At 68.8% G+C, this 14,598-nt stretch carries 10 protein-coding genes; 7 read left to right on the forward strand and 3 right to left on the reverse strand.

Translation table 11 applies throughout. The annotated features are described in order from the left end of the window. Nucleotides 1–5 precede the first annotated feature (5 nt). The 6 genes from manD (at nt 6) to NX02_RS01210 (ending at nt 7,232) form a co-directional block, all read left to right on the forward strand. The gene (gene manD, locus NX02_RS01185) at nt 6–1,217 is read left to right on the forward strand and encodes a D-mannonate dehydratase ManD (protein WP_025290390.1); all 1,212 of its coding nucleotides are present in this window, start codon (nt 6–8) and stop codon (nt 1,215–1,217) included. Nucleotides 1,218–1,221: 4 nt separating this feature from the next. After that, entirely contained in the window at nt 1,222–2,544 is a 1,323-nt protein-coding gene (locus tag NX02_RS01190; protein WP_047099714.1) for an MFS transporter, read from the forward strand. Beyond that, on the forward strand, nt 2,541–3,953 hold the full coding sequence (uxaC, locus tag NX02_RS01195) for a glucuronate isomerase (protein WP_025290392.1): 1,413 nt from the start codon (nt 2,541–2,543) through the stop codon (nt 3,951–3,953). Before NX02_RS01190 ends, uxaC begins: the two co-directional genes overlap by 4 nt. Further along, the gene (locus NX02_RS01200; RefSeq protein ID WP_025290393.1) at nt 3,950–5,395 is read left to right on the forward strand and encodes a mannitol dehydrogenase family protein; all 1,446 of its coding nucleotides are present in this window, start codon (nt 3,950–3,952) and stop codon (nt 5,393–5,395) included. Before uxaC ends, NX02_RS01200 begins: the two co-directional genes overlap by 4 nt. A 333-nt stretch (nt 5,396–5,728) precedes the next feature. Then, nucleotides 5,729–5,944, forward strand: coding sequence for a hypothetical protein (locus tag NX02_RS01205; protein WP_025290394.1), 216 nt, complete (start codon nt 5,729–5,731; stop codon nt 5,942–5,944). A 76-nt stretch (nt 5,945–6,020) separates the two neighbouring features. Further along, nucleotides 6,021–7,232, forward strand: a complete 1,212-nt coding sequence (locus NX02_RS01210; protein WP_025290395.1) for an SGNH/GDSL hydrolase family protein — start codon at nt 6,021–6,023, stop codon at nt 7,230–7,232. Between the two features lie 192 nt (nt 7,233–7,424). Here NX02_RS01210 and NX02_RS01215 read toward each other — a convergent pair whose 3' ends face one another. After that, nucleotides 7,425–8,747 (reverse strand): sugar MFS transporter, encoded by a 1,323-nt coding sequence (locus tag NX02_RS01215; protein WP_025290396.1) that lies wholly within the window; start codon nt 8,745–8,747, stop codon nt 7,425–7,427. 81 nt (nt 8,748–8,828) lie between these two features. Between NX02_RS01215 and NX02_RS01220 the strand changes: the two genes are divergently transcribed. After that, nucleotides 8,829–10,628 (forward strand): IlvD/Edd family dehydratase, encoded by a 1,800-nt coding sequence (locus NX02_RS01220; RefSeq protein WP_025290397.1) that lies wholly within the window; start codon nt 8,829–8,831, stop codon nt 10,626–10,628. Between the two features lie 120 nt (nt 10,629–10,748). On the opposite strand, the gene NX02_RS01225 is transcribed toward NX02_RS01220, so the two are convergent. Together NX02_RS01225 and NX02_RS01230 are read right to left on the reverse strand one after the other, a co-directional pair. Continuing rightward, the gene (locus tag NX02_RS01225) at nt 10,749–13,121 is read right to left on the reverse strand and encodes a glycoside hydrolase family 95 protein (RefSeq protein ID WP_025290398.1); all 2,373 of its coding nucleotides are present in this window, start codon (nt 13,119–13,121) and stop codon (nt 10,749–10,751) included. A gap of 3 nt (nt 13,122–13,124) precedes the next feature. Next, entirely contained in the window at nt 13,125–14,528 is a 1,404-nt protein-coding gene (locus NX02_RS01230; protein ID WP_162232649.1) for a hypothetical protein, read from the reverse strand. Nucleotides 14,529–14,598: the final 70 nt, after the last annotated feature.

Raw genomic sequence — 14,598 nt, forward strand, 5'->3', positions numbered from 1 at the left:
CCCTTATGCCGAAGATCGTCAATGCCCGCGTGATCGTCACCTGCCCGGGCAGGAACTTCGTGACCCTGAAGATCGAGTGCGACGACGGCACCACCGGCGTCGGCGACGCGACCTTGAACGGCCGCGAGCTTTCGGTCGCGAGCTACCTGACCGACCATGTCATCCCCTGCCTGATCGGCCGCGACGCGCACCGCATCGAGGATATCTGGCAGTATCTCTACAAGGGCGCGTACTGGCGCCGCGGCCCGGTGACGATGACCGCGATCGCCGCGGTCGACATGGCGCTGTGGGATATCAAGGGGAAGCTGGCCGGGCTGCCGGTCTATCAGCTGCTGGGCGGTGCGAGCCGCGAGGGGGTGATGGTCTATGGCCATGCCAACGGCACGACGATCGAGGACACGATCGAGGCCGCGCTCGACTATCAGCGGCAGGGCTACAAGGCGATCCGCGTCCAGTGCGGCGTGCCGGGCATGCCGAGCACCTATGGCGTCAGCAAGGATCGCTATTTCTACGAGCCGGCGGATGCCGACCTGCCGACCGAGAATGTCTGGAGCACGTCCAAATATCTCCGCATCGTGCCCGAGCTGTTCGAGGCGGCGCGCGGGGCGCTGGGGTGGGACGTGCACCTGCTGCACGACATCCACCATCGCCTGACCCCGATCGAGGCGGGCCGGCTGGGCAAGGATCTGGAGCCGTACCGCCCGTTCTGGCTGGAGGATGCGACCCCGGCCGAGAACCAGGAGGCGTTCCGCCTGATCCGCCAGCACACCACCGCACCGCTGGCGGTGGGCGAGATCTTCAATTCGATCTGGGACGTCAAGGACCTGATCCAGAACCAGCTGATCGACTATGTCCGCGCGACCGTGGTCCATGCCGGCGGCATCACCCATCTGCGCCGGATCGCGGCGCTGGCCGACCTCTACCAGATCCGCACCGGCTGCCATGGCGCGACCGACCTGTCGCCGGTGTGCATGGCCGCCGCGCTCCACTTCGACCTTTCCGTGCCCAATTTCGGCGTGCAGGAATATATGCGCCACACCCCCGAGACCGACGCGGTGTTCCCGCACGCCTACAGCTTTGCGGACGGCATGATGCATCCGGGCGATGCGCCCGGCCTGGGTGTCGACATCGATGAGGAACTGGCCGCCGGTTACGACTATAAGCGCGCCTTCCTGCCGGTGAACCGGCTGGAAGACGGCACGATGCACAGCTGGTGATCCGATGAGCGACGCCACCGACGCCGCAGCCGCTGCCCCCGCAACCGCCGTGGCCGCGGTGCCGCGCCCGGCGGGACGCATACGCTGGCTGATCTGCGGGCTGCTGTTCCTGGCAGTCGTGCTGTCCTACATCGACCGGTTGGTGCTGGGGGTGCTCAAGCCCCAGCTCGAAACGCTCTATGGCTGGACCAACACCGGTTATGGCGACGTCACCGGCTATTTCCAGGTCTTCTACGGCATCGGCTTCCTCGCCTTCGGCTGGCTGATCGACCGTATCGGCCCGCGGCTCGGCTATTTGCTGGCGATGGGAAGCTGGACGCTCGGCCATTTCGCGCAGATCCTCGTCACGAGCACCACCGGCTTCGTCATCGCCCGCATCCCGCTGGCGCTGGGCGAGGCGGGGACATATCCATCGGCGCTCGCCGCCGTCTCGCAATGGTTCCCCAAGAAGGAACGCGCGCTGGCGATCGGCATCTTCAACGCCGGCGCCAATGTCGGCGCGATCGTCACGCCCCTGCTCGTGTCCTTCATCGTCGCCGGGATGCTGCTCGACTGGCGCTGGGCGTTCATCATCACCGGCCTGCTCAACCTCGTCTGGCTGGCGGCATGGTGGCGCTTCTATCGCAAGCCCGCAGACCATCCTGCCTTGTCGGCGGAGGAGCACGCCTATGTGACGGCGGAGCCCGCCGAGGATGTCGGCCGCGCCACCTTCGGCCAGGTGCTGCGTCACCGGCAGACATGGGCCTATATGTCCGGCCGCTTCCTGATCGATCCGGTGTGGTGGACCTTCCTGTTCTGGCTGCCGGACTTCTTCAACAAGCAATATGGCTATGATCTCAAGAGCTTCGGCCCGCCGCTCGTCGCCATCTACCTGTTGGCGGACGCCGGTGCGATCGTCGGCGGCTGGTATTCCTCGCACCTGATGACGCGCGGCGTCGCGACGGGCAGGGCGCGCAAGCGCGCGATGTTCGCCTGCGCGCTGTTCGCGCTCCCGGTGATGTTCGCGGCGCAGGCGGGCAACATCTGGATCGCCGTGCTGCTGATCGGCCTTGCCTGCGCTGCGCATCAGGGCTTCTCGACCAACCTGTTCGCGCTGCCGGGGGATAGTTTTCCCCGCTACGCGCAGGGCACCCTCATCGGACTCGGCGGTTTCGCCGGTGCGGCGGGAGGATTCATCGCGTCCAAATCTTTGGGTGTTCTTCTTGACACCGTTGGCAGCTATGAGCCCTTCTTCATCGCCTGCGGCGTCGCGTATCTCTTCGCGCTCGTCGTGATCCACCGCCTCAATCCGCGCTATGCGGATGTCCAGATGAGTAAACCGGCATGACCCGACCGCTTGCCCTCCACCCCGATCGGCTGTTTCCCGCCGATCCAACCGTTCGCGCCATCGCGCGTTCGCTTTACGAACGGGTGAAGGATCTGCCGATCGTCAGCCCGCACGGTCATACCGACCCGTCCTGGTTTGCCGGTAACGAGCCGTTCAGCGATCCGGCGAGCCTGCTGATCGTGCCGGACCATTATGTGTTCCGCATGCTCTACAGCCAGGGCATTCCGCTCGAGAAGCTGGGTGTGCCAACGGTAGACGGGAGCCCGACCTCGACCGATTCGCGGGGCATCTGGAAGATTTTCGCCGAGAACTACCACCTGTTCCGCGGCACGCCCTCGCGGATGTGGCTCGACTGGGTGTTCGCAGAGGTGTTCAAGCTCGACGTGATCCTCGAGCCCGAGACCGCCGATCTCTATTACGACACGATCGACGCCGCGCTGAAGACCGACGCCTTCCGCCCGCGGGCGCTGTTCGAGCGCTACAATATCGAGGTGATCGCGACGACCGAGAGCCCGCTCGATCCGCTCGAGCACCACAAGGCCATTCGCGAGAGCGGCTGGTCCGGTCGCGTGGTAACCGCTTACCGGCCCGATCCGGTGGTCGATCCGGAAGCCAGGGCCTTCGCCGCGAACGTCCGCCGCTTCTGCGAAACGGCGGGCGAGGACGCTTCGAGCTATGCCGGCTATCTCGCCGCGCACCGTTTCCACCGCGCGCGCTTCCGCGAAGCCGGCGCGACGTCGACCGACCACGGCCACCCCTCCTCGCTGACCGCCGACCTGTCGCCGGACGAAGCCGCCGCGCTCTATGCCCGTGTGCTCGACGCGCCGACGGCAGCGGAAGCGGAGCTGTTCCGCGCGCAGATCCTCACCGAAATGGCGGGAATGAGCGTCGAGGACGGCATGGTGATGCAGCTTCATCCGGCGGTGCATCGCAACCACAACGAAGTGGTGCTCGCGCGCTTCGGCCGCGACAAGGGCGGCGACATCCCGACTGCCGGCGAATTCGTCCGTGCGCTCAAGCCCTTGCTCGACCGCTATGGCAACGATCCGCGGCTCACCCTGATCCTCTTCACGCTCGACGAGGATGTCTATTCGCGCGAACTGGCGCCGCTCGCCGGCCATTATCCGTCGCTGCGGCTCGGCCCGCCCTGGTGGTTCCACGACAGCCCGGAGGGCATGCGCCGCTTCCGCGAGCGCGCGACCGAGACCGGCGGCTTCTACAACACCGTCGGCTTCAACGACGATACCCGCGCCTTCCTGTCGATCCCGGCGCGGCACGACGTCGCCCGCCGCATGGACTGCGTGTGGCTCGCGCAGCTCGTCGCCGAGCATCGCCTGCCGGAAGACGAGGCGCATGACGTCGCCCGTGCCCTGGCCTATGACCTCGTCAAGGCGGCGTACAAGCTGTGAGGCTCTCGACCGAAACGCTCGACCGGCTTCCCGCCGATGTCGTCCGCCCCGCCTATGACCGCGCCGCGGTCAGGCCGGGGGTCGTCCACCTGGGCATCGGCGCGTTCCACCGCGCCCACCAGGCCGCCTATCTCGAAGCCGCGCTGAATTCGGGCGATCTCCGCTGGGGTATCGTCGGCGTCTCGCTGCGCTCCGCCGGCGTGCGCGACCAGATGGTGCCGCAGCACGGGCTCTATACGATGCTCGTCCGCAATGGCAGCGCCGAGCAGGCGCAGCTCATCGGCGCGGTTCAGACCGTGCTGGTGGCGCCGGAGGACCCCGCCGCGGTGGTCGCCGCGATCGCGTCGCCCGACACGCATCTCGTGACGCTCACCATCACCGAGAAGGGCTACAAGCTCGATCGGGCGACGGGCGGGCTGCTCGCCGAGGATGCCGATGTCGCGCACGACATGGCCTCGCTGGCGGCGCCGCGCACCGCGCCCGGCTTCATCGTCGCCGGCCTCGCCGCGCGCCGTGCCGCCGGGCTGGCGCCGCTGACCGTGATCTCGTGCGACAATCTGCCGCACAACGGCGCGCTGCTGCGCGATGCGGTGCTCGCGATGGCGGCGGCGCATGACGAATCGCTGGTCGCCTGGATCGCCGCCGCGTGCGCCTTCCCGGCGACGATGATCGACCGGATCGTGCCGGCGACCACCGACGCCGACATCGCGGCGCTCGCCGAGCGGCTCGGCGTCGAGGATCGCGCGATGGTGAAGACCGAGCCCTTCACCCAGTGGGTGGTCGAGGACAGGTTTGCCGGCGAGCGCCCCAATCTGGCGGCGTTCGGCGTGCAACTCACCGATCGGGTCGCACCGTGGGAAGACGCCAAGCTGCGCCTGCTCAACGGCGCGCACTCCGGCATCGCCTATCTCGGCGGGCTTGCGGGCGATGCCTTCGTCCATGAGTTCGTCAGCCGTCCGGCGGGCCGCCGCTTCGTCGAGGCGCTGTGGGATGAGGCGCAGGTGACGCTCGATCCGCCGGCGGGGCTGGATATCCCGGCCTATCGCGCCGAGCTGATGGCGCGTTTCGCCAACCCCTCGCTGCAGCATCGCACCCGCCAGATCGCGATGGATGGCTCGCAGAAGCTGCCGCAGCGGCTGCTTGCGGGCATCGCCGAACGCCGCGCGAAGGGGCTGCCCGTCGCCGCGCTGGCGCTGGCGGTCGCGGCGTGGATGCGCTGGCAGGCCGGGGTGACCGACGCGGGCGAAAGCTTCGCGGTCGATGATCCGCTCGCCGCATCGCTGGGGGCCGCCCATGCCGCCGCGGCGACGCCGGCGGAGCGGGTCGCGGCGCTGCTCGATGTGCTCGGCGTCGCGCTCGACGACGAAGCCAAGGCGGCGATCGCCGTGCGCCTCGACACGATCGAACGGTCGGGCGCGCGGGCGGCCGTGGAAGCGCTGTGAGCCGAGCCCCGCGCCGGCGCACAGCGCCGGCGCGGGGCCGTTTGCGCAGCACAGGGCGGAAGGGGCGGGCGCCGAATCGCCCGCCAAATTCGCAGATCGGGCCGCCCCCTTTTCGCCCCCCGATCACCCCCTTATACCCCCGATCGACCCCCTCTCGTGCACGTCCCAGCGCAGCGTGACGGTGCCGCCCGCGCGCCACGGAATCGTCGATCGGCATGTCATGCCGGATGGTCAGTCCTTGACGATCCGTGGTCTGACATCTATGGTCACGTGATAGCGCTAACAAAAAGCGTGCCCGACGATCGAAGCGGGCGTGTTTGCGGAGGAGGAAAGATGAAGGCCCATGACCCGTCATGCCGTGCGCGGAGCCCCGCCGGGGCGGTCGCGTTCAACGCAGCGGCGACGACGCCCCCTCCCGTCCGATCAGCGCGCATCTTCGAAAACCCCGGCACGGCGCCGGCGGCGTCCGGCAAGACGATCCTCGACACCACCACGGATCCCTCCCGTGAGGATGGTCTGCCTTCCGTGAACCGCCACGCCAGCGTCTGATCCTCGCAGCCCCCTGTTGCGAACATCCTGCGGGTCGGTCTCTATGGGCCGGCCCGCATTTTTTTTGGAGAATGAGATGCGTGTCGCACTCGCCTCATGCCTGACCCCGCTGCTCTTCGCCGCCGCGCCGGCGGCCGCCGGCACCTGCCCGTGGCTGCCGGCCTGGGGCTCTTCGCAGATGGCACCGGATGCCGCCAACAGCCTGCCCGACGGCGCGCTGGCCGACGCGACGCTGCGCCAGATCGTGCGCCCCTCGATCGCCGGCGCGCGGGTGCGCGTGCGCCTCTCGAACGCGTTCGGGCGCGCGCCGCTGCGCATCGGCGCGGCGACGCTGGCGCGATCGGCGGACAATCGATCGGCGCGCATCGACGTGGCGACGCTGCGCGCGCTGGCGTTCGCCGGCGCGGCCGGGGTGGTGATCCCGCCGGGCGGCGACTGGCTGAGCGATCCGGTGACGCTGCCGGTCGCGGCGTTCGACGATCTGGCGGTGACGGTGCATGTGCGCGGCCAGCCCGAGGTCCAGACCGCGCACCCCGGTTCGCGCGCGACCTCCTACGTCGCCAAGGGCGACCAGGCGCGGGCAGGGGATCTCGCCGGCGCGACGCCGACCGACCACTGGTTCCTGCTCTCGGGGATCGAGGTGGAGACCTGCTCGGCAAAGGGCGCGGTCGTCGCGCTCGGCGACTCGATCACCGACGGCCGCGGCTCGACCACCAACGGCAACGACCGCTGGACCGACCTGCTGGCGCGACGGCTGGGCGGCAGGGCGGCGGTGATCAACCAGGGCATCGGCGGCAACCGCGTGCTGCTCGACGGGCTGGGGCCGAACGCGCTGGCGCGGCTCGATCGCGACGTGCTGGCGCTGCCGGGCGTCCGCCACCTCGTGCTGCTGGAGGGCATCAACGACATCGGCACCCTGGCGCGCGAGGCGCCCGCGACCGCCGAGCAGCACCGCGCGCTGGTGGCGCACCTGACCGGCGCCTACGCGCAGATCGTGGCGCGCGCCCGCGCGCGGGGCATCAAGGTGCATGGCGCGACGTTGCTGCCGTTCCGGGGCAACGACTATTACCACCCGGATGCCGCGACCGAGGCGGACCGGCAGGCGGTCAACGCCTGGATCCGGACGCCGGGCAATTTCGACTCGGTGATCGATTTCGACCGGGTGATGCGGGATCCGGCGCGGCCGGATCATCTCAATCCGGCGTTCGATACCGGGGATGGGCTGCATCCCAATCCGGCCGGGTTCAGGGCGATGGCGGACGCGGTGGATTTGAGGGTGCTGGAGTGAACCTTATGTCCTCGCCGGCGCGCAGCGCGGGGGGAGGGGACCATTTGCGCAGCAAAGGGGGGAGGGGCAGGTGCCGGACTTATCCGATCGAAGGATATGGGGGCGGCGGACTCCGAGCCGGCCTCTCCACCACGCGCTGGCGCGCGCGGTCCCCCTCCCCGAGCAAAGCTCGGGGAGGAAAAACCCAGGCGCTTATTTGAACGGGTCGTCCTCGAGCTTGATGCCGCTGAGGTCGTTGGTCACCTTGCTGCCCCACAGCGCGTAGAACAGCACATAGAGTTCGCACACCGCGGTCAGCCAGAAGCTGGTCTGCAGGCCATAGGCGTCGGCCAGCCAGCCCTGCACAACCACCAGCGCGCCGCCGGCGATCGCCATGATCAGCAGGCCCGAGCCTTCCTCGGTGAGCGGGCCGAGGCCCTTGATGCCCAGCGTGAAGATGGTCGGGAACATGATCGAGTGGAACAGGCCGACGAGGATCAGCGCCCACATCGCCACCGGGCCCGTGGTGAACACCGTCACCACCATCACCACGAACGCGCCGATCGAGAAGGCGGCCAGCACGATTCCGGCGTCGATGCGCTGCATCAGCGCGGAGCCGACGAAGCGGCCGACCATCATGCCGCCCCACAGGAAGGTGAGGTAGCGACCGGCCTGCTCATGCGTCAGGTTGGCGATGTCGGGCTGGCTGACGAAGTTCACGAAGAGGTTGGCGACGCCGATCTCGGCGATCAGGTAGATGAAGATCGCCGGGATGCCGAACACGAGGTTGCGGTGCTTCCACAGCGAATGCTTGTGGCGCTCTTCCTTGGCGATGCGGCTGGTCGCCGATCCCATCGCCGGCAGCGGAAAGCGCGCGATCACCACCGCGAGCACCACCAGCACGATCGCGACGAGCACATAGGGCAGCACCACCGACTGCGCATCGGCCAGGCGCTCGGCCTGCGTCAGCACCGCGCCGGCTTCCGCCGTGCCGCCCTTGGAGCGGCCGAGGATCAGATAGGCGCCGAACAGCGGCGCGAGCATCGTGCCCGCCGAGTTCATCGCCTGCACGAGGTTGAGGCGCGAGGAGGAGGTCTCGGCCGGTCCGATCACCGCGACATAGGGGTTGGCGGCGACCTGCAGCAAGGTGATGCCGCTGGCGATCACGAACAGCATCACCAATGTGACGCCATAGGAAGGGATGCTCGCCGCAAGCGTCATGCCGAGCGCGCCGGCCGCCATGATCAGCAGGCCGATCACGAGCGACTTCTGGTAGCCCACGCGCTCGATCAGCTTGGCCGAGGGGATCGAGGCGACGAAATAGGCGATGAACCACACCGATTCGATCAGCGTGGTCTGCGTGTAATTGAGGTCGAACACGCTGCGCAGGTGGGGCAGCAGCGTGTTGTTGATGACGGTGATGAAGCCCCACATGAAGAACAGGCTCGCCAGCAGCACGAGCGCAGAGCCATAGCTTTTTCCGGCTGCGGGCGCGCCGCCGGAGGTCGTCGTCGCAGTCGTCGGCGTGAGCGCCATCATCCCCTCGCAAGGCCGTTGAAATTCTAATTGTCTGAGTATATCCGGATCGACAACCCGTCAATGCGGAGCCTTCCCAAGATGACCAGCCAGACTACCCCTTCCCAGCTCCGCAGCCGCGCATGGTTCGACAACCCGGCGAACATCGACATGACCGCGCTCTATCTCGAGCGCTATCTGAACTTCGGCCTCAGCCTCGACGAGCTGCGCTCCGGCAAGCCGATCATCGGCATCGCCCAGACCGGCAGCGATCTCAGCCCCTGCAACCGCCATCACCTCGTGCTGGCGGAGCGCGTGCGCGAGGGCGTTCGCGAGGCCGGCGGCATCGTCATCGAATTCCCGGTCCACCCGATCCAGGAAACCGGCAAGCGCCCGACCGCGGGGCTCGACCGCAACCTCGCCTATCTCGGCCTCGTCGAGGTGCTCTACGGCTATCCGCTCGACGGCGTCGTGCTGACGATCGGCTGCGACAAGACCACCCCCGCCGCGCTGATGGCGGCCGCCACCGTCAACATCCCGGCGATCGCGCTGTCGGTCGGCCCGATGCTCAACGGCTGGCACAAGGGCGAGCGCACCGGTTCGGGCACGATCGTGTGGAAGGCGCGCCAGATGCTCGCCGCCGGCGAGATCGACGATGCCGAATTCATCCGCCTCGTCGCCAGCTCGGCGCCGTCGACCGGCTATTGCAACACGATGGGCACCGCGACGACGATGAACAGCCTCACCGAGGCGCTCGGCATGTCGCTGCCCGGTTCGGCCGCGATCCCGGCGCCCTATCGTGACCGCCAGGAGGTCTCCTACCTCACCGGCAAGCGCATCGTCGACATGGTGTGGGAAGATCTGAAGCCGTCCGACATCCTGACCGCGGATGCGTTCCACAACGCGATCGTCGTCAACTCGGCGATCGGCGGCTCGACCAACGCGCCGATCCACCTGACCGCGCTCGCCCGCCATGTCGGCGTCGACGTGCCGATCAAGACCTGGCAGGAGCGTGGGCTCGACGTGCCGCTGCTCGTCAACCTGCAGCCGGCGGGCGAATATCTGGGCGAGGATTATTACCGCGCCGGCGGCGTGCCCGCGGTCGTCAGCCAGCTCATCGGGCAGGGGCTGATCGCGGAGGGTGCGATCACCGTCAACGGCAAGACGATCGGCGAGAATTGCCGCGGCGTCGAAATCGAGGACGAGAAGGTCATCCGTCCGTTCGCGCAGCCGCTGATGGACGCCGCCGGCTTCGTCGTCCTCTCCGGCAATCTGTTCGAGAGCGCGATCATGAAGACCAGCGTGATCTCCGAGGAGTTCCGCAACCGCTACCTCTCCAACCCCGACGATCCCGACGCCTTCGAGGGACCGGTCGTGGTGTTCGACGGCCCCGAGGATTATCACCACCGCATCGACGACCGTGCGACCGGCATCACCCCGGAAACGCTGCTGATCATGCGCGGTGCCGGCCCGGTCGGCTATCCGGGCGCGGCCGAGGTGGTCAACATGCGTCCGCCGGCGCACCTGATCGTCGACGGCATCCACTCGCTGCCCTGCATCGGCGACGGCCGCCAGTCGGGCACCAGCGGCAGCCCCTCGATCCTCAACGCCAGCCCCGAAGCGGCGGTGAACGGCACGCTCGCGCTGCTGCGCACCGGCGACCGCGTCCGCATCGACCTGCGCAAGGGCACCGCCAACGTGCTGCTCTCCGACGAGGAACTGGCGGCGCGCCGTGCGGACCTGGAAGCGGCGGGCGGCTATGCCTATCCCGCGTCGCAGACCCCGTGGCAGGAAATCCAGCGCGCGGTGGTCGGCCAGATGGGCACCGGCGCGATCCTGGAGGGCGCCGAGAAGTATCAGCGGATCGCCCAGACGATGGGCCTGCCGCGGGATAATCACTGAGGTTCGGGTAACCCCCCTCCCCTTCAGGGGAGGGGCCGGGGGTGGGGCCTGTCCGTCATGTGGGGAGCGGGGGACACTCCCCCACCCCAACCCCTCCCCTGAAGGGGAGGGGCTAGACAATCATCCCGCCCGCAGCCGCCGCAATTCGATCCCCTTCGCGGTCCCCCGCACGGCCACGCGCTCGCCCTTGCGCAGGTCGATCGCGGCTTGCGCCTGGCCATAGCGCACGCGCACCGGGCCGGCGCTGTCGGCGGTGATCAGCGCCTCTTCCAGCACGCCGCCCGACCAGGCGAGGTCCACCCCCAGATTGCCGCGCGCGCGGATGCCGGCGATGCGGCCGCCGGGCCATGCCCTGGGCAGCGCCGGCAGCAGGTGGACCATGCCCGAATGGCTCTGCATCAGCATCTGGATGATGCCCGCGGCGCCGCCGAGATTGCCGTCGATCTGGAAGGGGGGGTGGGCGTCGAACATGTTGGGATAGGTGCGGCTGGGCTGCAGCAGCATCCTGAGCACCTTGTGCGCGCGTTCGCGCTGTTCGAGCCGCGCCCACAGGTTGATCCGCCAGCCGATCCCCCAGCCGGTCGCCTCGTCGCCGCGGATCTCCAGCGAACGGCGCGCCGCCGCCGCCAGTTCGGGCGTGCGCTGCAGGCTGATCTGGTCGCTCGGGTAGAGCGCGTAGAGGTGGCTGACATGGCGGTGGTTGATCTCGGGCGCCTGCATGTCCCAGTCGTCGAACCATTCCTGGAGGTGACTGGCAGTGCCGATCCGGTCCTTCGGCAGCTTCGCCGCCGCCGCCGCGATCTCCGCGCGCAAGCCCGCGTCGCGGCCGAGCAGCTCCGACAGCGCGATCGTCCGCGCGAACAGGTCGCGCAGCAACTGGCTGTCCATCGCCGGCCCCGCGCAGATCGAGACGCCGGGGTGGTGCGAATTCTCGGGCGAGTTGGACGGGTTCATCACCAGTTCGCCGGTCTTCGGATGCGGTGTGAGCGCGTCGACGTAGAAGCGGCACGAACCCACCATCAGCGGATAGAGCTGGTCGAGGAAGGCGCGGTCGCGGCTGTAATCCCAATGGTCCCACAGCGTGTTGAGCAGCCAGGCGCCGCCCATCGGCCACATGCCGTAGAGCGCCTGCGAATTGACCGTCGCCTGCCGGAAGCCGTCGGTGTTGTGATAGGCCACCCAGCCGCGCGCACCCCAGTCGTTCTTCGCCGTGCGCTGGCCGGTGATGCTGAGATCCTTCGTCAGCCGCAGCAGCGGCTCGACCAGTTCGCCGAGATTGGCGGGATCGGCCGGCCAGTAGTTCATCTCGGCGTTGATGTTGAGCGTCCATTTGGACTCCCAGGGCGGCGCGGTGCGCTCGTTCCAGATGCCCTGCAGGTTGGCGGGCTGGGTGCCGGGCCGCGAGGAACTGATCAGCAGATAGCGGCCATATTGCAGGTAGAGCGCGGCAAGGCCGGGATCGTCGAGTTCGCCCGAGCGGGCGATGCGCTCGTCGGTCGGCAGCGCCGCGGCGGGGGTGCGGGCGAGTTCGACTTCGAGGCGGCGGAACAGCCGGCGATGCTCGGCCTGGTGCGCGCCGAGCAGCGCGTCCCAGCTCTTCCCCGAAGCCGCCGCGATCTGCCGCGTCGTGATCGCGGTCGGGTCGCCGGCGATATCGTCGAAGCGGCGATAGCTGGTGGCGGTGGCGACCAGCAGCACCACCTCGTCCGCATCCTCGATGCGGATCGCGTCGCGGCCGACCGTCTGGCGGCCGCCGGTGCGGCGCACCTTTACCCGCGTCTCGAAGCGGATGCCGCCGGGAATGCCGTGCTGCGCCGGGCCGATGCCGCGCATCACCAGCGTGTCGTCTCCCTCCACCGCGACCTCGCCATCCTGCGGCGTGGTCAGCGACACTGTGACGCCGACGCTGCCAGCGGGCGCGTCGGTGGAGAGGCGGACCGCGATCACCTGATCGACCGGCGAGGCGATCACCTCGCGCAGATGGGTGACGGTGCGCACCTTGAACCGCGTCGTCGCGATCGCGCCGTCGAGGTCGAGCGACCGTTCATAGCTCTGGCTGTTCTCGATGCCCTGGAAGAGCATCATCAGGTCGCCGATCGGCTGGTAGGACATCTGCCGCGGGGGGCGCGCCACCAGCACCTCGTCCGCCAGCGCCTGCGCCTCGGCGAAGCGCCCGGCCCAGACCAGCGCGCGCACCCGCGGCAGGCCCTCGCCCGCCTTGGGGTTGGTGCCGTCATAGGGGGAGCCGGCGAAGAAACTGTCCTCGTTGAGCTGGATGCGCTCGTTGGCGATGCCGCCGAAGATCATCGCCCCCAGCCGGCCATTGCCGATCGGCAGCGCCTGCACCCATTCGTCGGCGGGCGCGCGATACCAGAGGCGGTTGGGATGGTCGGAGCCGGCGGCGCCGGCCCGCGCACCGCGCGGCAGCGCCGCGCCGATCGCCAGACCCGCCCCGGCAACGAGCGTACCGCGCCGCGAAAGACCCTCCGCCATCGATCAGCGCCCGGCGAGGGTGAAGAGCATCGCGGTGGCGGCCGGCACCGTCACCTGCCGCGCCCGCCGCATCGTCACCGTCTTCAACGTGGTGCCGTCCCTGGCGGCGAGCGACGGGCCGGTCAGCACCACGACCGCGGCCTCGGGCATCGCCGGCAGGGTCACGGTGAAGGGCGCGCTGTGCTTGTTGACCAGCACGATCTTCGTCTTGCCGGCCTGGCTCAGCGCGTAGCAGCCGAGAGAGGGGCTGGCCGGCCGGGCATCGAGCGCGAGGAAGGTCGCGCCCACCAGCATCTGGCCGAACCGGGTCCCGTCATAGAGCGGCCGCCGGCTGAACCCGGCGGAGGGCGTGCCGACGATCGCCGAATAATGGCCATAGCCGCCGCCATGCCAGTTGATGCCGATCCAGCCGCGCTCGGCGAATTTGAGCATCGCGTCGGCGCCCCAGATCGCCGAGGCGTGGGTATCCGAAATGCCCGGCTTGCCGCCATCCCAGCAGCTGTTGCCCTCGGCCATGCGGAAGGGCAGGCCGGATTGCTTCACCGCGGCCTGCACCGTCTCGACGCCGGCATTTTTGAGCGTCGTCGTCTTCGGTTCGGGCTCCATCAGCTGTGCCATCGTCGCGTCGGGCGATCCCGCCGGGCCCATCGCATAATAATGGCCGGTCAGCATGATGACGTCGGGGAAGCGATGCGCCTCGCGTGCGAAGACGGTGAGATAATCGAGCTTGTTCGAAATGTCCGGCCCGCCGAACTTTGCCCCCGGCGCGGCGGCGGCGATCGCATCGTGGAACGCCGCCCATTCGCGCATGAAATCCTCCGGCCCCCATTCGGCCGGGCGATAGCGGTTGCGGAACACGTCGGGCTCATTGCCGATCTGGAAGGCGAGCAGCCGTGGCCCGAGGATGCGGTGGACGTCGGCGGCTTCCGCGGCGGCCTGCTCCCTGGTCGCGTGGGCGAGGTTGAGGCCGTAGATGCAGCTCCAGCCGGTGGCGTCGAGGAAGGTGCGCAGGCTCCGGAGCGCCGGCGTCGAGCAGACCAGCCCCTCCTTCACCGTCTTGTTATGCTCGGGCCCGAAAATCTCGAACGGCGGCCGCGCCGGCGCCTGTTCGCCGACATAGGCGGTATGCTCGCCCGAAGAGCCGCCGATCCGCAGATTGCCGACGGGGGATAGCCCCTTGAACAGCGCGACCAGCGCGCTGTTCTCCGCCGAGAAATAGGCGGGATTGGCGAGCTGCGCGCGCTCATAGGAAAGGCCGACGAAGTCCGCCGGAATCGTCGCACCGCGCCGGGCGGCATCCAGCGTCAGCGCGATGCCGCTGTCCTGAGCCCAGCCCCTTGCCGGCAGGGCGACGGCACTGCAAACGGTGGCAAGCCCCTGAAGCATCTGGCGGCGACTGCTATCCATCATCCTCTCCCGTCGATTTCCGGCGCGCCGGTGGTTGATCCTTGGCATCGACGGACGCGGTCTAGGCGCC

The organism is Sphingomonas sanxanigenens DSM 19645 = NX02 (assembly GCF_000512205.2).
Classification (GTDB): Bacteria; Pseudomonadota; Alphaproteobacteria; order Sphingomonadales; family Sphingomonadaceae; genus Sphingomonas_D; species Sphingomonas_D sanxanigenens.

Coding starts and splice junctions, on each gene's coding strand:
- NX02_RS01215 (WP_025290396.1), bottom strand. CDS start 8,747: ATGGCGCTCACGCCGACGACTGCGACGACGACCTCCGGCGGCGCGCCC.
- NX02_RS01230 (WP_162232649.1), bottom strand. CDS start 14,528: ATGGATAGCAGTCGCCGCCAGATGCTTCAGGGGCTTGCCACCGTTTGC.
- NX02_RS01210 (WP_025290395.1), top strand. CDS start 6,021: ATGCGTGTCGCACTCGCCTCATGCCTGACCCCGCTGCTCTTCGCCGCC.
- NX02_RS01225 (WP_025290398.1), bottom strand. CDS start 13,121: ATGGCGGAGGGTCTTTCGCGGCGCGGTACGCTCGTTGCCGGGGCGGGT.
- NX02_RS01190 (WP_047099714.1), top strand. CDS start 1,222: ATGAGCGACGCCACCGACGCCGCAGCCGCTGCCCCCGCAACCGCCGTG.
- uxaC (WP_025290392.1), top strand. CDS start 2,541: ATGACCCGACCGCTTGCCCTCCACCCCGATCGGCTGTTTCCCGCCGAT.
- NX02_RS01220 (WP_025290397.1), top strand. CDS start 8,829: ATGACCAGCCAGACTACCCCTTCCCAGCTCCGCAGCCGCGCATGGTTC.
- manD (WP_025290390.1), top strand. CDS start 6: ATGCCGAAGATCGTCAATGCCCGCGTGATCGTCACCTGCCCGGGCAGG.
- NX02_RS01205 (WP_025290394.1), top strand. CDS start 5,729: ATGAAGGCCCATGACCCGTCATGCCGTGCGCGGAGCCCCGCCGGGGCG.